Origin of the sequence: Natranaerobius thermophilus JW/NM-WN-LF (genome assembly GCF_000020005.1) — a bacterium.
Classification (GTDB): Bacteria; Bacillota; Natranaerobiia; order Natranaerobiales; family Natranaerobiaceae; genus Natranaerobius; species Natranaerobius thermophilus.
The window spans coordinates 315,001-333,791 of sequence record NC_010718.1; the positions used below are offsets into that span (position 1 = coordinate 315,001).

18 protein-coding genes, 1 tRNA gene, 2 rRNA genes and 1 pseudogene (1 of these 22 running past the window's edge) are annotated in these 18,791 nt (G+C 38.8%); 18 read left to right on the top strand and 4 right to left on the bottom strand.

Annotated elements, in window-relative coordinates; genetic code table 11:
- The 18 genes from NTHER_RS01635 to NTHER_RS01720 form a co-directional block, all read left to right on the top strand.
- Positions 1-1,974: ribosomal RNA gene (locus NTHER_RS01635) — 23S ribosomal RNA — on the top strand; it begins 1,157 nt to the left of the window's first position.
- 125 nt (positions 1,975-2,099) lie between these two features.
- Positions 2,100-2,216: ribosomal RNA gene (gene rrf, locus NTHER_RS01640) — 5S ribosomal RNA — on the top strand.
- A 12-nt stretch (positions 2,217-2,228) separates the two neighbouring features.
- Positions 2,229-2,303 (top strand) — tRNA-Asn (locus NTHER_RS01645).
- A 195-nt stretch (positions 2,304-2,498) separates the two neighbouring features.
- Positions 2,499-3,425, top strand: coding sequence for a glutaminase A (gene glsA, locus NTHER_RS01650; RefSeq protein WP_012446785.1), 927 nt, complete (start codon positions 2,499-2,501; stop codon positions 3,423-3,425).
- 36 nt (positions 3,426-3,461) lie between these two features.
- Positions 3,462-3,839 carry a holo-ACP synthase gene (gene acpS, locus NTHER_RS01655; protein WP_012446786.1) on the top strand — a complete coding sequence of 126 codons (378 nt, stop codon included), beginning with the start codon at positions 3,462-3,464 and terminating at the stop codon, positions 3,837-3,839.
- A 180-nt stretch (positions 3,840-4,019) separates the two neighbouring features.
- Positions 4,020-4,475 (top strand): RrF2 family transcriptional regulator, encoded by a 456-nt coding sequence (locus tag NTHER_RS01660; protein WP_041366811.1) that lies wholly within the window; start codon positions 4,020-4,022, stop codon positions 4,473-4,475.
- Positions 4,468-5,646, top strand: a complete 1,179-nt coding sequence (gene nifS, locus NTHER_RS01665; RefSeq protein WP_012446788.1) for a cysteine desulfurase NifS — start codon at positions 4,468-4,470, stop codon at positions 5,644-5,646. Before NTHER_RS01660 ends, nifS begins: the two co-directional genes overlap by 8 nt.
- A 14-nt stretch (positions 5,647-5,660) precedes the next feature.
- Complete coding sequence (nifU, locus tag NTHER_RS01670) at positions 5,661-6,074, top strand: Fe-S cluster assembly scaffold protein NifU (protein WP_012446789.1); 414 nt, start codon at positions 5,661-5,663, stop codon at positions 6,072-6,074.
- Positions 6,075-6,284: 210 nt separating this feature from the next.
- The gene (locus tag NTHER_RS01675) at positions 6,285-7,886 is read left to right on the top strand and encodes a bifunctional ADP-dependent NAD(P)H-hydrate dehydratase/NAD(P)H-hydrate epimerase (RefSeq protein WP_012446790.1); all 1,602 of its coding nucleotides are present in this window, start codon (positions 6,285-6,287) and stop codon (positions 7,884-7,886) included.
- 65 nt (positions 7,887-7,951) lie between these two features.
- Positions 7,952-8,395 (top strand): CBS domain-containing protein, encoded by a 444-nt coding sequence (locus tag NTHER_RS01680; RefSeq protein ID WP_012446791.1) that lies wholly within the window; start codon positions 7,952-7,954, stop codon positions 8,393-8,395.
- A gap of 67 nt (positions 8,396-8,462) precedes the next feature.
- Entirely contained in the window at positions 8,463-9,488 is a 1,026-nt protein-coding gene (locus NTHER_RS01685) for a hypothetical protein (protein WP_158438188.1), read from the top strand.
- A gap of 171 nt (positions 9,489-9,659) precedes the next feature.
- Positions 9,660-10,832, top strand: a complete 1,173-nt coding sequence (alr, locus tag NTHER_RS01690; RefSeq protein WP_012446793.1) for an alanine racemase — start codon at positions 9,660-9,662, stop codon at positions 10,830-10,832.
- Between the two features lie 164 nt (positions 10,833-10,996).
- Positions 10,997-11,248 carry a CopG family ribbon-helix-helix protein gene (locus NTHER_RS01695; protein WP_041367295.1) on the top strand — a complete coding sequence of 84 codons (252 nt, stop codon included), beginning with the start codon at positions 10,997-10,999 and terminating at the stop codon, positions 11,246-11,248.
- 5 nt (positions 11,249-11,253) lie between these two features.
- A complete protein-coding gene (locus NTHER_RS01700) occupies positions 11,254-11,604 on the top strand; it encodes a type II toxin-antitoxin system PemK/MazF family toxin (RefSeq protein ID WP_012446795.1) in 351 nt (116 codons plus the stop codon).
- 55 nt (positions 11,605-11,659) lie between these two features.
- A complete protein-coding gene (locus tag NTHER_RS01705) occupies positions 11,660-12,667 on the top strand; it encodes a 1-aminocyclopropane-1-carboxylate deaminase/D-cysteine desulfhydrase (protein ID WP_012446796.1) in 1,008 nt (335 codons plus the stop codon).
- 32 nt (positions 12,668-12,699) lie between these two features.
- Positions 12,700-13,704: an asparaginase gene (locus NTHER_RS01710; protein ID WP_012446797.1), complete on the top strand. Its 1,005-nt coding sequence runs from the start codon at positions 12,700-12,702 to the stop codon at positions 13,702-13,704.
- A gap of 46 nt (positions 13,705-13,750) precedes the next feature.
- The gene (locus tag NTHER_RS01715; protein ID WP_012446798.1) at positions 13,751-14,566 is read left to right on the top strand and encodes a M55 family metallopeptidase; all 816 of its coding nucleotides are present in this window, start codon (positions 13,751-13,753) and stop codon (positions 14,564-14,566) included.
- A 106-nt stretch (positions 14,567-14,672) separates the two neighbouring features.
- On the top strand, positions 14,673-15,701 hold the full coding sequence (locus tag NTHER_RS01720; protein ID WP_012446799.1) for a M42 family metallopeptidase: 1,029 nt from the start codon (positions 14,673-14,675) through the stop codon (positions 15,699-15,701).
- A 119-nt stretch (positions 15,702-15,820) separates the two neighbouring features.
- Here the strand turns inward: NTHER_RS01720 and NTHER_RS01725 are convergent, their stop codons facing one another.
- From NTHER_RS01725 to NTHER_RS01740, 4 genes and pseudogenes are all read right to left on the bottom strand, one after another.
- Positions 15,821-16,453 (bottom strand): protein-L-isoaspartate(D-aspartate) O-methyltransferase, encoded by a 633-nt coding sequence (locus NTHER_RS01725; protein ID WP_012446800.1) that lies wholly within the window; start codon positions 16,451-16,453, stop codon positions 15,821-15,823.
- Between the two features lie 10 nt (positions 16,454-16,463).
- Positions 16,464-16,775, bottom strand: a pseudogene (locus tag NTHER_RS01730) (pseudouridine-5'-phosphate glycosidase); the annotation flags it as partial.
- 291 nt (positions 16,776-17,066) lie between these two features.
- Positions 17,067-17,417, bottom strand: a complete 351-nt coding sequence (locus NTHER_RS01735; protein WP_012446801.1) for an ATP-binding protein — start codon at positions 17,415-17,417, stop codon at positions 17,067-17,069.
- Positions 17,417-18,625 (bottom strand): DUF1576 domain-containing protein, encoded by a 1,209-nt coding sequence (locus tag NTHER_RS01740; RefSeq protein ID WP_012446802.1) that lies wholly within the window; start codon positions 18,623-18,625, stop codon positions 17,417-17,419. Before NTHER_RS01740 ends, NTHER_RS01735 begins: the two co-directional genes overlap by 1 nt.
- Between the last annotated feature and the right edge of the window lie 166 nt (positions 18,626-18,791).

The following is an 18,791-nucleotide window of genomic DNA, read 5'->3' on the forward strand; positions in this document are numbered from 1 at the left end:
CCATCATTTAAAGAGTGCGTAACAGCTCACTGGTCAAGCGATCCTGCGCCGAAAATTTCCGGGGCTCAAGCCTGTCACCGAAGCTATGGCTTGCGTGGCACTTAACCTAATCTTTTAGGTTAAGCAAAGCACTAGAAATTTCGTGGATGTTTTGCGAGCGATTTTGATAGTTGTAAGCGAAGCAAAAAACCACCAAATCAAACCAGCTAAAGCCAAATTTAGAGGCTTAGGTTAAGTGCCACGCGAGGGTAGGGGAGCGTTCCCTACGGGTAGAAGTCGCATCGGAAGGTGCGGTGGACTGTAGGGAAGTGAGAATGCCGGCATGAGTAACGAGAGACAGGTGAGAAACCTGTCCGCCGAAAGCCCAAGGTTTCCTGAGGAAGGCTTGTCCGCTCAGGGTAAGTCGGGACCTAAGCCGAGGCCGAAAGGCGTAGGCGATGGGAAACTGGTGGAAATTCCAGTACCACCTAAGAACCGTTTGAGTGATGGGGTGACGCAGTAGGGTAGGTTGAGCGCGGTGTTGGTTATCCGCGTCCAAGCGACCGAGGTAGCAGGGATAGGCAAATCCGTCCCTGTAACGATCTGAGGCGCGATGGGGAGTGAAACTAGAAGTAGCGAACTCACCGATCCCCCACTGCCGGGAAAAGCCTCTAGCGAGGTTCTTGGGTGCCCGTACCGTAAACCGACACAGGTGGGCAGGGTGAGAAACCCAAGGCGACCGGGAGAACCCTTGTTAAGGAACTCGGCAAAAAGGCCCCGTAACTTCGGGAGAAGGGGTGCCCCGCTAGGGTGATTGTTTATACATGAGCCCGAGGGGGTCGCAGTGAAGAGGCCCGAGCGACTGTTTACCAAAAACACAGGTCTCTGCTAAGTCGTAAGACGAAGTATAGGGGCTGACGTCTGCCCGGTGCTGGAAGGTTAAGGGGAGGAGTTAGCCGTAAGGCGAAGCTTCAAACCTAAGCCCCAGTAAACGGCGGCCGTAACTATAACGGTCCTAAGGTAGCGAAATTCCTTGTCGGGTAAGTTCCGACCCGCACGAAAGACGCAACGACTCGGGCGCTGTCTCAACAAGGGACCCGGTGAAATTGAAATACCTGTGAAGATGCAGGTTACCCGCGACTAGACGGAAAGACCCCGTGGAGCTTTACTGCAGCCTGACATTGGGTTTTGGTATTGGATGTACAGGATAGGTGGGAGGCGTAGAAGCCGGGGCGCAAGCCTCGGTGGAGCCATCCGTGGGATACCACCCTTCCAGTACTGAAATTCTAACCGCGAACCGTAATCCGGTTCCGGGACAGTGTCAGGTGGGCAGTTTGACTGGGGCGGTCGCCTCCCAAAGAGTAACGGAGGCGCCCAAAGGTTCCCTCAGCGCGGTTGGAAATCGCGCGCAGAGTGCAAAGGCACAAGGGAGCTTGACTGCGAGAGAGACATCTCGAGCAGGTACGAAAGTAGGGCTTAGTGATCCGGCGGTTCCGTGTGGAAGGGCCGTCGCTCAACGGATAAAAGCTACCCCGGGGATAACAGGCTTATCTCCCCCAAGAGTCCACATCGACGGGGAGGTTTGGCACCTCGATGTCGGCTCATCGCATCCTGGGGCTGAAGTAGGTCCCAAGGGTTGGGCTGTTCGCCCATTAAAGCGGTACGTGAGCTGGGTTCAGAACGTCGTGAGACAGTTCGGTCCCTATCTGTCGCGGGCGTAGGAGACTTGAGTGGAGCCGTCCCTAGTACGAGAGGACCGGGACGGACGGACCCCTGGTGTACCAGTTGTCCTGCCAAGGGCACCGCTGGGTAGCCACGTCCGGACGGGATAAGCGCTGAAGGCATCTAAGCGCGAAGCCCTCCACAAGATGAGGTCTCCAGCCTGGCGCTCGTCCAGGGTAAGACCCCAGATAGATGATCTGGTCGATAGGCCGGGGGTGTAAGGGGAGCAATCCCTTTAGCTGACCGGTACTAATAGGTCGAGGCCTTGACCCTCTATTCTCAATGTGCAGTCTTCAAAGAACAAACTTAAGTTTAAATAAATAGTTCTAGGTTTACAACTGGAATATTTACTTAAGCTTGAGATTAAAATTTTAAATTTGATTAAAGTCTAAAGTAAGCCCGGTGAAAATTGCGGAGGGGCCACACCTGTTCCCATGCCGAACACAGTAGTTAAGTCCTCCAGCGCCTATGGTACTGGGAGCGTGAGCTCCTGGGAGAGTAGGTCTTCGCCGGGCTTTAATAAACGCTCCTCAGTAGCTCAGCGGTAGAGCGACCGGCTGTTAACCGGTAGGTCGCAGGTTCAAATCCTGCCTGGGGAGCCATATTTATTAACAATTAACCCTTAATAAAATAATCGATTTTTGCTATACTAAGACCTATAAAGGTCTTTTTTTTTATATAATAGTGTGCAATTAGCTGCAATAACAGGACGTAATTTGCTGATCTTTTTTAAGGATGAATAGCTGATCAAGAACTATAATTCGACTACTTAAAATTAAGATAGAATGGGGGATTATATGATTAATAATGTTAATCAGGAGATATTAAGGGCATTTGTAGAAAATAATCGTCCCTTGGCCCATGATGGTAGATTACCAACTTATATTCCTGCATTAATGAATGCAAATAAGCAAGACTTTGGAATACATATAACTGAACTCGATGGAAATTCACATTACTATGGGTCTTTTCAAATACCATTCACTGTTCAAAGTATTTCGAAAATAATAACTTTAGCTATGGCAATTATGGATAATGGAGAAGAATTAGTTTTTAGTAGGGTAGGGATGGAGCCTACTGAAGATAAATTTAACTCCATATTACCATTAGAAATGAGTTCTGCTTATCCACCAAATCCAATGATCAATGCGGGTGCAATTGTTGTAACATCATTGATAAAAGGTAGAACAGCAGGCGAACAATTTGAACGAATTCTTGACTTTACCAGGGCACTTGCTGATAATAAAAACATTCAAGTCGATGAAAATGCTTTTTTATCTGAAAGAGAAACAGGAAATATGAACAGGTCCCTTGCCTATTATTTGAAGGATGCCAATGTTATTAATGGGAATGTAGAAGAGATTTTAGAAACTTACTTCCGACATTGTTCTATTTTAGTAACTGCCGAAGATTTAAGTAGAATAGCTTATATTTTCGCTAATGACGGAAAAGATATAGAAGGAAAACAGCTGATACCTGCCAAGGTATGTAAAATTGTCCGCGCAATTATGGCCATGAGTGGTTTCTATGATGAATCTGGTGAATTTGCTGTTAGGGTTGGTATCCCTGCTAAAAGTGGTGTTGGAGGTGGAATTATTGGAGTAGTTCCCGGTTATATGGGTATAGGTCTATACGGTCCAGCCTTAAATAATAAAGGTACAAGTATAGTTGGCTTTAATGTCCTGGAGGAATTAACAAGTTATTTACAAGTTGGAATTTATTAATTAGTATTGTTTAATGATATTTGGGGAGGTAAGCGTGTGATAATAGGATTAGGTGTAGATATCATAGAGATTGCTAGGATCAAAAAAGTATATAATAAATTTCCCTGGAAATTTGTAAATAAACTTTTTTCTGATAGGGAGCAAAAAAAGCTTATGACTTTACATAATCCAAATGAATACATATCAGGTCGTTTTGCTGCCAAAGAGGCAGTTGCTAAAGCTTTTGGAACGGGAATAGGCCAAGTTAGATGGAAAGATATCGAAATTTTAACTGCTGATGAAGGATATCCAGTTGTAAATTTACACGGCGAGGCTTTAAATAAAGCCGAGGAATTGGGAGTAACAAAAGTTTATTTATCTATTTCACATTCTAAAACTTCAGCAGTTGCCAATGCCATTTTATGGAGTGATTAAGTTAAACTTGACAATTATTAAACAAAACTATAAAATGGAAACAAATCCTAACTAAAGAGGTCGGGATTATTTTTTAAACTAAAACCCTAGTATTAAGCTAGACATTTTACACAAAATGTTGGATTATTATAAAAAAATGTGGAAAACTAAGTTCAGCCGAGAAGAAAGGTGTGTGTGAATGTGAAACTGTCTACTAAAGGAGAATATGGAGTAAGGGCTTTAGTCCATTTAGCATGTAATTACAATGAAGGCCCTATTTCCCTGAGAGAAATAAGCAAAATAGAGGATATATCCTACCAATATTTGGAACAAATTTTTTTAGATCTCAGAAGAAATTCCTTGGTTTTAAGTGTTCGAGGTGCAAAAGGTGGTTATACTCTTGCAAGTCACCCAAAAGAAATTACAGTCGGAGATGTTATCAGGGCTGTAGAAGGCCCCATTGCACCAGTTAGTTGTGTGGCCAAGTCAACAAATAGCGAAAATACTGAATGTGATAGGTCATCAACATGTGCTCCCAGAGGAGTATGGTTGGAATTGAGAGATAGAATATCTGAAGTATTAGATGAATTCACCTTGCAAGATCTAGCCGTTACAGATAATGATATCGAAAAATTAAGGGGGGAACATAATGAATAAAATTTATCTTGATCATGGAGCTACAACTCCTATGCGTGAAGAAGTATTTGAAACAATGAAACCATATTTACAGGATAATTTCGGAAATCCTTCCAGTATCCACAGCTTTGGAAGAGAAGTGAGAAAGGCAGTTGACGAGGCTAGAGAACAAGTGGCCAATGCCATTAATGCTCAACCAGAGGAGATTATTTTTACTTCTGGTGGCACAGAATCGGATAATTTAGCTATTCAAGGTGTTATTGAAAAAATAGGAGATAAAGGAAATCATATAATTACTACTCAGATTGAGCATCATGCTGTCTTAGATACTTGTGAAGCAATGGAGGAAAAGGGATATAAAGTCACCTACTTACCAGTTGATAAATATGGTCTGGTTAATCCCAAGGACTTACAAGAAGCCATCAATGAAGACACTGTTTTAATTACTATCATGCATGGTAATAACGAGGTTGGAACTATTCAGCCAATCAAAGAACTGGCTGAAATAGCTAAAGATAATGATGTTTATTTCCATACAGATGCAGTTCAGACAGTAGGGAATATCCCAATCGATGTTCAAGACTTGGGGATAGATATGTTAACTCTTTCAGCCCATAAATTTTACGGACCCAAGGGAATTGGCGCTTTATATATCAAAAAAGGCACTAAATTACAGAGAGTAGTACACGGAGGGGCTCAAGAACGAAAAATCAGGCCAGGAACGGAAAATGTTCCAGGAATTGTAGGTTTAGGTAAAGCAATAGAATTAGCCACTGAAGAATTAGATACTAAAGGAAAACACATTCAAAAATTACGAGACAAATTAATTGAAGGTCTTTCTAAAGTAGAAGATAGTCGCTTGAATGGACACCCTGAACGCAGACTTCCCAATAATGTCAATATGAGTTTTGAATATATAGAAGGTGAATCCCTGTTATTAAACCTTGATATGAAGGGGATTGCAGCTTCTAGTGGATCTGCTTGTACTTCTGGTTCTCTTGATCCGTCCCATGTGTTAATGGCAATGGGTTTAAGTCATCAAACTGCTCATGGTTCTCTTAGATTGACATTAGGTAGAGATAATACCGAAGAGGAAATTGATTATGTCATCGAAGCTGTTCCTGAAATAGTCAACAGATTAAGGGATATGTCTTCCATTTGGAAGGGTAAAGAAGCTAATTACAGTAATTAATGGAGGGATGATAGATGTATAATGAGAAAGTGATGGACCATTTTCAAAATCCGAGGAATGTGGGAGAGGTAGAAAGCCCTGATGGGGTTGGTGAAGTAGGAAATGTAACTTGTGGAGATATTATGAGGATTAGCATTAAAGTTAATAACAATGAAGAAATAGAAGATATTAAATTTAAAACTTTTGGATGCGGAGCAGCTATTGCTACAAGCAGCATAGTAACTGAAATGGCAAAAGGAAAGCATATTAATGAAGCTAGAGATATTAAGAATAAGGATGTAGCTGATGAATTAGATGGTTTACCAAAAAATAAGCTCCACTGTTCTAATTTGGCTGCTGATGCTCTAACTAAGGCCATTAAAAATTATTTGGGAGAAGAAGATGACGAAGAACAAGAACATGAAGACGAATCCAATGAAACCCAGTAAAATCCATAAATTAATCTGAGTCAATATAAAATGAGATAGTATATGATAAATTAATTTCCATATTTTCCACTAAATACAAGGAGTCCCTGCCTAAAAAGCAGGGACTATCTGTTTTTTGGAGAAGTATTAATTAAGCCATTCTTACCGTAGTTAACTGTATATTTATACTCTTTAAATAAGTGATCTAAACTTAATGTTAGGAGGTTTTTCATGCTAAAGGTTGTATCTCCAGAGGAAATGGCTCAAATTGATAAAATGGCCATAGATGAGGGTAGAATTCCCGGGATAGTTCTGATGGAAAATGCCGCTACTGCCGTTACTAATGTAGTCCTAAATTTCTTAAACAACATGAAGGCCGACTATAATCAAACTCAGGTCACTGTTTTAGCCGGGATTGGAAATAACGGTGGGGATGGATTTGCAGTAGCTCGACAGCTGGCCATGAAAGAAATTAATGTTAGCTTGGTTTTAATCGGTAAGGCCGATAAACTTTCAGGAGATGCCCTGACAAATTGGGAAATTATCAAGCATAGAGATGACATTAAAATACATACAATAGACCAAAGAAGTACGGATAATTTAACTTCTCTGAACAATCTAATTATTGAATCAGATATTATCCTTGATGCATTACTCGGTACAGGTTTAGCAGGTGCACCTAAAGAACCATTTAATACCTGTATTCAAATTGCCAACCAAAGTAGAAGAAAAGATTGTCTAACTATCAGTGTAGATATTCCTTCAGGGGTTTCTGGCTCAGGAGGAGAAGTTGATGGTAATGCCGTCATGGCAGATATAACAGTAACCTTCGCTCAACCAAAAACAGGTTTATTATTTTATCCAGGAGCCCATTTTACTGGAGAATTACTGACTGTGCCTATAGGGATTCCCAATTGGATTGTAACGAAAAACGAATCACAAAATTATCTAGTCACCGAAGGTAGTGCGGCTAACCTACTTCCACAGCGCTTGCCTGATACCCATAAAGGTCATTATGGTAGAGTGACTATTATAGCAGGTTCTAGCCATATGTTGGGTGCTGGGGTATTAGTATCAATGGCCGCTGTAAAAAGTGGATCTGGACTCGTTACATGGGCTGTACCTGAATCAGAAGAAAGAACGGCTCAATCAAAAGTAGGTTCAGAAGTTATGACTTGGTGTTTACCATCAAAGGACGGTGTCTTAGCACAACAAGTCCACGAAAAATTAGAAAAAACTGTCACTGGTTTAGAACACGGTCCAGATGTTATGGCTGTGGGTCCAGGCCTGGGGACGGAAAAAGGAACTGAAGAAGTTGTAAAAAAAGCTCTGTTAGATTTTAACACTTCCCTTGTATTGGATGCAGATGGCTTAAATGTTTTAGTGGGGAATACTAATTGGCTTAGTAGTTCTGCTACACCTAAAGTTCTAACACCACACATTGGAGAATATAGTCGGTTAATAGATAAATCAATAGATGAAATTAAATCTAATCCAATAAATCTGGTGACACAAAGTGCTCAGGAATGGAATTCTGTTATCGTACTTAAAGGGACACCGACTATAATTGCTTCTCCCCATGGTAGTTCTTATATTGTATCCACCAGTAATTCCGGGATGGCAACGGGAGGTAGTGGTGACGTATTAACAGGTATCATTACTTCTTTAATTGGTCAAGGTTTGACTGTTGAAGAAGGTGCCATTCTTGGTGTATATCTCCATAAAATTGCTGGTGAAAAAGCTAGATCCCAAAGTGGAGAAGCAAGTATGACAGCAACTGATCTGTGGAATTCATTACCAGATGCATTTCAATATCTTAACGATAAAAGTTAATCAGAGATTATTTTAAAAATATCAGTTTAAGAACGCCAAAAGATTACAAGAAAGGGGTTAATAACATGCGTGCAAAAGACATAATGTCAACGGATATAGTGACAGTTTCCCCTGAAAGTACTGTTGAGGAAGCTGCTAAACTTATGGCAGATAGGGAGATTAGCGGAATTCCAGTTATTAATTCACAAAATGACCTTGTTGGAATAATAACTGAAGGGGATTTACTTGGAAAACACAAACGGATTTCTCCTCCAGGATATATTGAATTTTTAGGTGGCATAGTCTTTACTGAAAGTCAGGATGAATTTTTTGAACAACTTAGAAAATATGTAGCTACTCAAGTAAAGGATTTAATGTCTGACCAAGTTGTTACTGTTGGCCCTGAAGCTGGCATTGAGGAAATTGCTACTACTATGGATCAAAAAAATGTAAAACGTTTGCCCGTAGTGGGAGAAGGAAAGTTGTTGGGAATAGTCAGCAGGGCTGACTTGCTGAAAGCTTTGCTATAGATCGGAGGTGGAACAAATTCCTAGAGTGAAGGGAATATTTATACTTATTATAATCCCTGTAACTCTTATGGTAGTTACTACTTCTTGTCAAAAATTAACCACAGAGGAGCTACAAACTTGGTCTCAAGAAACTTTGGCTGATCTTGATGATTATTACCTAAGCGGACATTTAACGGTAGGAGAGGAAGGGGCAGAAAATTTACGTGACTACGCAGTTGAGGAAAGATATCTCCATCCTAATAAATTAAGAGTTGATATAACTGAAAAAAATCAAGCTACAGGAAGTCACCAAACCTTTATTGCCAAGAATGGAGAAATAGATATTTTCCACCGGGATTTAGAGGAACACTACCATATTTCGGAAGGGGATTTATCAAATAAGTTATCCTTTTTATTTATTAATTTTTTGGAATTAATGGCTGCAGGTGAATTGACCCCTGAGGTTGCCAGTCTTAAAGAAGGTTACAAACTTGAAGGTGTCTTTAAGGAATCGGGTCTTGGAACTTATAGATTATACCTGGATAAAGGGTTATATCCCGAAAAAATCCAATTATATCGAGAAGATAAATCTTCACCTTATCTAGAACTTGTTTATCAAGAAGTTAAGTGGAATCAATCTCACATAAGCCATACTGACTTTGATGAAAAGTTATTAGAAATGGCCTTTGAAGAACCTTTAGAGCCTAAATGTGAATTACATGAGTATAAAAAGGAAAATTTGGATGAACTAGCACTTAACTTTGATCCCAAAGTACCAGAGTTAGATGATGAGTTTATTAAATCAATATACGCCTGTGAACATTCTGACTGGCTTTCTATGAGAATAATTGCTGAAGAAATAGAGGAAAAAATAGAGGAAGAGTATATTGTTACCCAGACCCTCCTAGAAAATAAAGATAAGGAGGATCCAAGTATTTTATCCGATGAAGGTGATTATGAACACAAATCAAAAGAGAATGTAGATTTTTGGTTAGAAACAGTAGAAGACAAGAATATTATTTATTGGCGATATGGAGATATAAAATTTACAATTATAGGAGCTGAGGACGAAGAAAAAATGTTATCACTGGCAAAGAGTTTTGTAAGTAAGTAGGTGGGCCTTTTTGGAGGTCCACTATTTTTTCTGATTTAGTAGAATCTTTAAAAAATATATTTAAGGGAGGATAATTTTCTTTTACATTGAATATATTATTTAGGTGTAATTAATTTGATTATTTACAGGACTACCTTTATAATTGTGCATAATGAGGTGTGAGGTGACAATATGTCTGAATCTATTCCTGTAAGACCGACTTTTTCTGAAATTAACTTGGACAATCTTTCTTATAACTTTAATCGGATAAGAGAGCATGTGAACAATAAAAAAATCATGGGTATCATTAAAGCTGATGGTTATGGTCATGGAGCTGTTGAAATTGCCGAAGAACTATTGAATCAAGGTGTAGATTATTTAGGTGTAGCTATTTTAGACGAAGCTGTGGAACTAAGGAAAGCAGGAATCGCTGCTCCTATTTTAATTCTTGGCTATACACCTGTAGAGCATGTTGATGTATGTTTGAAATATGGTATCACTCCCACAATTTATACCTATGAAATGGCAGAAGCCCTTTCTCAAACCGCTAGAAAAATGGGGAAAACTGCCTTTGTTCACGTAAAAATTGATACAGGCATGGGTCGGATAGGAATAGCTCCAGAAAATAGTGCTGAGTTTGTCAAAAATATTAGCAAATTGCCATCCTTAGAAGTGGAAGGTGTTTTCACGCATTTTTCAGTAGCAGATGAGGAAGATAAGACTTATACACAACAGCAAATCAATAGCTTTGAAAAAGCCTTAAAGATGTTAGAAGATGAAGGTATTGAAATTCCTCTAAAACATGCTGCTAACAGTCCTGCTACTATTGACTTGCCAGATGCATATTTTGATATGGTTAGGGTTGGACTAGCCTTATTCGGTTTATATCCTTCTCCGCACATGAAGGAAAAAATTTCACTAAAACCAGTAATGAGTCTTAAAACTCAAGTATCCCATGTGAAACAAGTTCCCAAGGGAACTTCTATAAGTTATGGTAGGAAGTTTATTACTGAAGATGAAAGTATTATTGGCACATTACCAGTTGGTTATGCAGATGGCTTTACACGATTACTATCTAATATAGGTGAAGTCATAGTTAATGGTAAAAGAGTGCCCATTGTAGGAGCCATATGTATGGACCAATGCATGTTCCTAGGTGACGATGTACCGGAGATTGGAATCGGAGATGAAGTAGTTATTATTGGTGAACAAGATGGTACTCAAATTACAGTTGAGGATATAGCTGATAAACTAGGAACTATCAACTATGAAATAGTTACTATGGTGGACAAACGAGTGCCACGTTTATATCTAAAAAATGGCAAATTAATCAAAAAGAAATCTTTAAATAGCAAAATGTATTAGTTTGTAACAAAATGTGAATGCTAGTCTGTATAAGGCGCTATATTTTGTTGCATAATGATAATGAGCTAGTTATAATATTCCTTGTCCTTGTTTTGTATTTTTACGCTAGACAGGAGAGTTGTAGTTCCAGGAGGTGGGTTGAGTTGTCAAAAACGGAAAGAATTATGATAAGTTTACCAGAAAATCTACTAGAAGAGATCGACGGTATTGTTTCTAATGAACAATGCAGTCGAAGTGAATTTGTCAGAAAAGCTATGCGCTTGTATATAGAGGAGAGGAGAAAAAGAGAAATTCGTGAGAGGATGCAAAAGGGTTATCAAGAGATGGCCTCAATCAATTTGGAGATAGCTAATGAAGCACTGGAGGCTGAGAATGAAGCTAATCAATTAGCAGAAGATATAGTTAGTGGAGTGTGAGAAAAGTGAATATAAAACGTGGAGATATATATTATGCAGACCTAAGCCCTGTGATCGGTTCAGAACAGGGTGGAGTCAGACCAGTTTTAGTAGTACAAAATGATATCGGTAACAAGTACAGCCCCACTGTAATCGTAGTAGCAATCACTTCTCAAATTCAAAAAGCTAAACTTCCGACCCATGTAGAAATAACCGCTGAAGATTATAATTTAGATAAAAATTCAGTTGTATTGACTGAACAACTTCGCACAATCGATAAACAGCGGTTAAAAGAAAAAATCACCCATATTGATAAAGAATTAATGAATAAAATAAGTGAAGCAATTAAGATCAGTCTTGGATTAATAGAATTCTAAAACGTAGTGTAATCACTGCGTTTTTTATATTTTAAAGTGGTAGAGGAGGTTTTTTATGGAGGAGTTTAAGAAAGCGTTAACAAAGAGAGTATCATTAGTATCAGAACCTACGCCCTTACGTGAAAGCAAGAATATGTCGGACAAGCTAAATCAGCAACTATTAATTAAAGAAGATGATACTACTGGGATTTGTTTAGGAGGAAACAAAGTAAGAAAGCTTGAATACTTGATCTATGATGCTTTAGAAAAAGAAGTTGATACAGTGATTACAACAGGAGGACTTCAATCCAACCACGCTCGCCTGACAACTGCCATTGCTAGGAAATATAATTTACAACCCGAATTAGTTTTAAAGGATCAGGGCAAGAAATCCAATGGTAATGTATTACTAAATCAATTAATGGATGCAAATTTCCATCTGGTTCAGGACGAAAAAGAAATAGATCAGAAAATTAGTCAGTTACGAGACGAATTACAAAATCAAGGTAATAAAGCCTATACTATTCCTCTAGGTGGCTCTAATGTAATTGGTGTAATGGGATATGTAAGAGCAGCTCTAGAATTAAGAGAACAACTTGATAATAGGAATATAGGTGAAGCAACGGTGGTTTTACCAGTAGGATCAGGTGGTACCCTGGCTGGCTTAGTACTGGCAAATAATCTATGGGATTTAAACCTAAATTTTGTAGGAATTAGTGTCAGTAGATCTAAAGATACCATGAACAATCTTATTTCAGAATTTGTTGATGAAGTGGTAGATAAATATTCGCTTAATGTATCTCGAGAAAATATTCCGAAAATTTTTGATGAGTTTGTAGGGCCTGGTTATGGGATCCCCGATGAAGATACAATTGACGCAATCAAATTTGCAGCTAAAGCAGAAGGAGTCATCTTAGATCCTGTGTATACCGGTAAGGCAATGAAGGGTTTACTTCATTTAAAAGAAACTAATACATTATCAGGACCAGGATCCTCCTTTGATCCAGAGCATCCAATAATCTTCTGGCATACCGGTGGCATGCCGGCTGTATTTGCCTATGAAGAGGAATGTAAAAATAACTAATTTATAATTTGATTTATTGGGAGGGGAGATTCTTGAGTAAAGTAGCTGTTGAAAAAACTAGAGGAGATTTAGTGGAAAGCTTACATAGAGCAACCATTGCTGTAGTAGATAAAAAGGGTACATTATTTGCTAAATTGGGAGATGCCGATAAAGTTACTTACTGGAGAAGTGCGGCCAAACCTTTACAAGTCATCCCTTTAATACAAAGAGGAGGCGTGGAGCAATTTGGATTTACTAATAAGGAACTAGCCGTTATGTGTGCATCTCATGCCGCAGAGGATATTCATACTGAGGCAGTACAAAGTATTTTGAATAAAATCGGTTTAACTGAAGAATATCTCCAGTGTGGTACACATCCTCCAGTTGATTTGGAAGTACGAAAACGTCTCATAAGAAACGATCAGGAAGAAACAGAAATATATAACAATTGTTCCGGAAAACATGCTGGTATGCTGGCTTTAGCTAAATTGATGGAGACTTCTTACGATAATTATTGGCAAACAGAACATCCTGTGCAACAAGAAATGATATCTATTATTTCTAAAGTGACAGAAACTCCGGAAGCTGACATCAAGTTGGCCCAAGATGGTTGTGGTGTCCCAGTATTTGGATTACCAATACATAACATGGCATACTCTTATGCATTATTTGGTTCTCAAGAAATGGAACAAGAACTACAAGAAAGTTATAGAGTAGTGGCACAGGCTATGAATACTAATCCTAAAATGGTAGCCGGTACAGAAAGGTTCAATTCAAAATTAATGGAAGTAATGGACGGTAAAGTTGTAGCTAAGGGTGGTGCTCAGGGAGTATTCAGTTTTGCCGTTCCCGACAAAGGTTTAGGGGTTACCATTAAAGTTGATGACGGCTCTAATCAGGTTATTGCTCCCATTACCGTGGAGGTTCTTTGCCAATTAGATTTGATTACCGATAATGAACTGGAACAGCTTAAAAAGTTTCATTACCAGGAAATAAAAAATGCTAAAAAGGATATAGTAGGACAAGTTCGACCAGCTTTTACCCTTAATTTTGTGTAATATAATTTAATATAAATAGTTAAAACGAAAATTGGAGGGAAATACTATGAAAGTGTATATATCTGCGGACTTGGAAGGGATAACAGGAGTAGTAGGTAGAGAACATGTAAATCCCGAGGGTTCAGAATATCAAAGGGCTCGCGATTTAATGACTCGAGAAGTTAATGCCGCTATCAAAGGTGCATATCAAGGAGGAGCTGAACATGTAGTAGTAAACGATGCCCATGGCCCCATGACTAATTTGATGATTGAAAATTTAGAAACTGAGGCCGAGCTAATTACAGGTACTCCTAAGCCTCAAGGAATGATGGCTGGTTTAACGGAAGAATTTGATCTAGTGTTTTTAATTGGCTATCATTCTAAAAAAGGAGATCCTGGTATACTCTCCCATTCATACAGCGGGGGGACAGTTAAACAAATTAAATTGAATGGTTTAGAGGTAGGAGAACCGGGGATGAATAGCTATCTTGCAGGTTATTATCAAGTCCCCGTTGGTTTAGTTACAGGTGACGACAGGGTAACAACCAATACCAAAGATTTGATTGGGGAACAATTAAAGACAGTTGCTGTTAAATCTGCCTTATCTAGGTCAGCTGCTAAGTGTATGACTCCCACCAAGGCCTGTAAATTAATAGAGGAACGCGCCACACAAGCAGTGTCAGAGCTGTCCAAGAAGAAATATACAATCTTAACAGCAGAAAAACCCCTAGAATTGTCTATGAGCTTTTTAGATCGGGGCATGGCAGAAAAGGCTGCTCAATTACCTAATACAAAATTAGAAAACACAACTGTTATCTATCAGCATGATGATATGCTATCTATATATGAAGCTATGCAAGCTATGCTAATGCTTGTTAGATAAAAGTGAAAAATAGCTATTGATATTTGGTAGCTTGATAAGGATATTTACTGGATATTTAGGTCATTAATTTTTGAAATATAACTTATTTCAGAGGAGGAATGAATTTATGGAGCTATTGAAAAAACTCACTCAAACACCTGGAATACCGGGAAGAGAGGAGCCTATTGCGGAATTAATCAAAGAAGAAATGAACCAAATTTGCGATGAAGTATGGGTAGATCCCTTGGGAAGTGTAATAGGACTTAAAAAAGGTAATGGAAACAAAAAGGTAATGGTTGCTGGTCACATGGATGAGATAGGTTTTATAGTAAAGCATATCGATAAGAATGGATTTATTCGCTTACAGCCTGTAGGTGGCTTCGATCCCCGAAGTTTAATGGCTCAAAGGGTGATTGTTCATGGAAAGGAAGACTTGATTGGCAATTTAGCCCCAGCTACTAAGCCAATTCATGTCTTGAGTCCTGAAGAGAAGAAAAAACAACTTCAAGTAAAGGATTATTTTGTTGATTTGGGTCTTTCTGGTGAAAAAGTCAAGGAATTGGTAGAAATCGGTGACCCTGTCACCCTAAAACAAGATTTTGAAGAAATCGGGAACATGTATAGTAGTAAATCCCTTGATGACAGAGTGGGAGTATATGTCATGTTAGAAGCTGCAAAACAGCTTAAGGACCATGATGCAGATATTTATCTTGTAGCTACCTCTCAGGAGGAAGTGGGTATTAGAGGAGCCATGACATCTTCTTATGGCATCGAGCCTGATGTAGGCATTGCCCTTGATGTGACTATAGCGGCAGATACTCCAGGAAGCGAGGAATCAGAACAGGTTACCAAATTAGGTGAAGGTGCAGCTATTAAAATTATGGACTCTGCTAGCATAACTAATAGAAAAGTACTTCAGACATTAAAAGACCTAGCCAATGAAAAAGATATTAATCATCAAATGGAAATACTACCTAAAGGAGGAACCGATGCTGGTTCAATCCAGAGAAGCAAATCTGGAATTCCTGTGGGGACAATATCTATACCATGCAGGTATGTACATACAGTCAATGAAATGATCCATAAAGAGGATTTAGATGCGTCAGTAAACTTACTATCTGCTTTCCTTGCTGAAGCAAATTTTAACGAATTTTAATCTGGAGATGCTAACGAATTTATCTGGAGATGCTAATTACAACTGAACTTAGCTTTCCATATAAAAGACCCCATCCCTATATTACAGGATTGGGGTCTTTATTAGCTAAACTGGAGGTTTTACTTTAATGGAACAAACCTGCATCCCCCTAAACTTTTCTTCCTTAATTCTCCATTATGTTTAGTGACCACTAGTAGTTCTTGAAACATAAGTTCTCCTACTGGTATCACCAGGGTTCCTCCTTCTTTTAACTGTTGTGTTAATTCAGGAGGAATTTGGGAGGCAGCTGCAGTTACGATTATTTTATCAAATTCTTTTTGTTCATGAATTGTTAGATCGTTGTCATCATCAGATATTTTTAAAACAATATTTTGATAACCTAGTTTAGATAGAATACGCCCAGCCTGTTCACTTAACTCAGGAATTCTTTCAAGGGAAAATACTTTTTTGGTTAGCTCAGCTAAAATAGCCGTTTGGTAACCAGAACCTGTACCTACTTCTAAGACTATGTCATGAGAACTTGGTTCTAAAGCTTGTGTCATCATGGCAACAATATAAGGTTGGGATATGGTTTGACCATGACCTATTGGTAAAGGATGGTCCCCGTATGCTTGATGCTGCTTAGACTCTGTTATAAATTCTTCCCGGGGAACTTTCCTAAATGCATCCAAAACTTTGGGATCTTCAATATCCCTTTTGGCTAACTGCTTTTGGACCATTTTTTCTCTTTGTGCTGAAAACTTATCTTTCATGATATACACCTCACTGCTCTAGGTAATTATATTCACAGGCCAGTTCAGCTGCTTTTCTTGCATTATTTTTTACTAGTGCTATATTTGCGTCAAGGCTTTTGCCCCCGGTTTTTTCGATTTTAGAGAGCAGAAAAGGAGTTACTTCTTTACCTAATTCCCACTTTGTTTGCATAATTTCACTAGCAGTTGAGACTGAATCAACTTTTTCTGGTATAGGGAGACCACTTGTCCTTGTGTAGAAGGCAGGGAACTCGTCAGTTTGCAACCCTATCACTGGAACCCCTTGAGTCTCTAAGTATTCTAGGGTTAGAGGTAAGTCTAGACTCCAGTGCCACGATAGGTTGACGATTTTTAATTGCTTGGGCTACTGTCTGTGAAAAATGCAAATAACTTGGGCTATTTTTTAGCATTTCGCCACTCTCCATACTTTAGTCACTCCTCGCGAGTAATCCCAAGAGATTATTATTAACACTTGTTTTGTTGAAACAGTCAATTTAGCTGCTTTAATATCTATTTGGCCCCTCCAATTACGCAGATTCCGTTATGATTCATAATATAACATCACGTCCCTTGTGCGGCAGAATACCACTAGGTGATAACTAATGATCAATTCTTAATCCTCTTTATAAATAATTAATTTTATCTCAGTTCCCTGTCCCTTTTCTGACTTAATCTCAAACTCATCTACCATCATGCCCACAATAGATAAGCCAGAATTTTTGGCAGTTCTCCCCGCAAGTTCTCCATAATATTCTTCTAACTCATCTCTTCTAGGTTGGTCCAATAGTTTTTTGGCTTGTTCTAGTTTTTCTTCAGACATGCCCTTGCCATTATCTTTTACGTACACAATGTGTTTATCGTCCTCATCCATAATTTTAGATTCTAGGACAGTAGCACCTGCTTTAAATGAGTTAGTAATTAATTCGTCCATAAGCCCTTTGATTCTTTTCCATCTAGCGGTCATCAGTCACCCTCCTTTTCGGAATCAGTTTGGAAATGCTTTAATACACCTACCATCATAGTGGCTACTAAACCACCAGCGAAGCCGTTATTATAGAGATTTAATCCTCCATGTAAATATCCTACGTTCATTACCATAGACATGTGTAAAAATCCGGCAATGATTCCGGCTATTGGTCCAAAACTACCTGAAATCGGGGCAAGGGTTGTCCCAAATAATACTCCTAAAATTGGCCCGGCTTCAGTGGGACTCCAGTGAAACAGCTGTAAGGAAAGGAAAGCTCCTAGCATTACTGGGGTCATATTTAAGGAATGTTTACCAAAAGCACCGAATCCTACTATGGTAAATATTCCCGCCATACTTGGTCCATTTAGCTCTCCTCCTACAATTATTACGTAAAGGGTACCTATTAAACCTACTATTCCCATATTCATAAGAGTTGATCCAATACCTTTTTGCGTGACAAAATCCGAGACCAGAGCACCGGACATTTTATGAATTTCAAAATAAGGTTTTAACTGACCTTTGTTTAAGATTAGTCCGACAATTATCATGGAACTTAAATATATTGTTAATGGTATAAATATTGCCGGGTTAAAGCCGGTACCCCACATTTCTACCAGATCCTTACTAGCTCCAAAACCTCTAAATAAGCCCGCAAATAAAGTGCCCACAAAACCTGCTGTAAAGCCAATATTATATAAGTTCATACCTTGATGAGTAGCTAGGAAATGTCCGGCTAGGGGTGGCACTAAAAAACCTCCTAAAGCTCCTAATATCAAACCTCCCCAAATTCCTAAACCGAGACCAAAGGAAACACTTGAAGCTATAGGCGCAAGGGCAGTTCCAAATAAAGCATTTAAAATGTAATGGTGGATAGTTTCCCTTTGGGTTTTTGCATATAGCCATACCCCTAAAAATATCGGCCAAATATTAATAATAGTCTTTCCCAAAAAAGAAAAGCCAGCCATTGTAAAAATAGCTGCAATTATGGGTCCTTTGATAGGAACTTTCAAGAAAAATGCAAAAAACAAACCTACAATTCCTACAAGACCAGAGTTTACAAGAGCAGCTCCTAAACTTCCAACAACAAAAAAGTCAGTAACTAGAACAGCTGGTACTGTGGTGATTTCACGTAAATCTTGAATGAATCCTTCCTCAAAGCCAAAAATAAAACCAGCAATAATTAAAGCACATAAATACAATAGCACTATTAGAAACTCTTTGCTAAAGAAAATATGTCTTTTTCTACTAATATTACTTCACCTCCTTGTTAGAGTCACGAGTATATTTTAGCATAAATTTTGAAAAGTAACTAATCTTTTTTTAAAGATGATTTTGTTATAATAACAGTTAACAGATATTAAAATTTAGACT

Bases quoted from the DNA above. Each gene is read 5' to 3' on its own strand.
- glsA (WP_012446785.1), top strand. From the start codon at position 2,499: ATGATTAATAATGTTAATCAGGAGATATTAAGGGCATTTGTAGAAAAT.
- nifS (WP_012446788.1), top strand. From the start codon at position 4,468: ATGAATAAAATTTATCTTGATCATGGAGCTACAACTCCTATGCGTGAA.
- nifU (WP_012446789.1), top strand. From the start codon at position 5,661: ATGTATAATGAGAAAGTGATGGACCATTTTCAAAATCCGAGGAATGTG.
- NTHER_RS01675 (WP_012446790.1), top strand. From the start codon at position 6,285: ATGCTAAAGGTTGTATCTCCAGAGGAAATGGCTCAAATTGATAAAATG.
- NTHER_RS01680 (WP_012446791.1), top strand. From the start codon at position 7,952: ATGCGTGCAAAAGACATAATGTCAACGGATATAGTGACAGTTTCCCCT.
- NTHER_RS01685 (WP_158438188.1), top strand. From the start codon at position 8,463: ATGGTAGTTACTACTTCTTGTCAAAAATTAACCACAGAGGAGCTACAA.
- alr (WP_012446793.1), top strand. From the start codon at position 9,660: ATGTCTGAATCTATTCCTGTAAGACCGACTTTTTCTGAAATTAACTTG.
- NTHER_RS01695 (WP_041367295.1), top strand. From the start codon at position 10,997: ATGATAAGTTTACCAGAAAATCTACTAGAAGAGATCGACGGTATTGTT.
- NTHER_RS01705 (WP_012446796.1), top strand. From the start codon at position 11,660: ATGGAGGAGTTTAAGAAAGCGTTAACAAAGAGAGTATCATTAGTATCA.
- NTHER_RS01715 (WP_012446798.1), top strand. From the start codon at position 13,751: ATGAAAGTGTATATATCTGCGGACTTGGAAGGGATAACAGGAGTAGTA.
- NTHER_RS01720 (WP_012446799.1), top strand. From the start codon at position 14,673: ATGGAGCTATTGAAAAAACTCACTCAAACACCTGGAATACCGGGAAGA.
- NTHER_RS01725 (WP_012446800.1), bottom strand. From the start codon at position 16,453: ATGAAAGATAAGTTTTCAGCACAAAGAGAAAAAATGGTCCAAAAGCAG.
- NTHER_RS01735 (WP_012446801.1), bottom strand. From the start codon at position 17,417: ATGACCGCTAGATGGAAAAGAATCAAAGGGCTTATGGACGAATTAATT.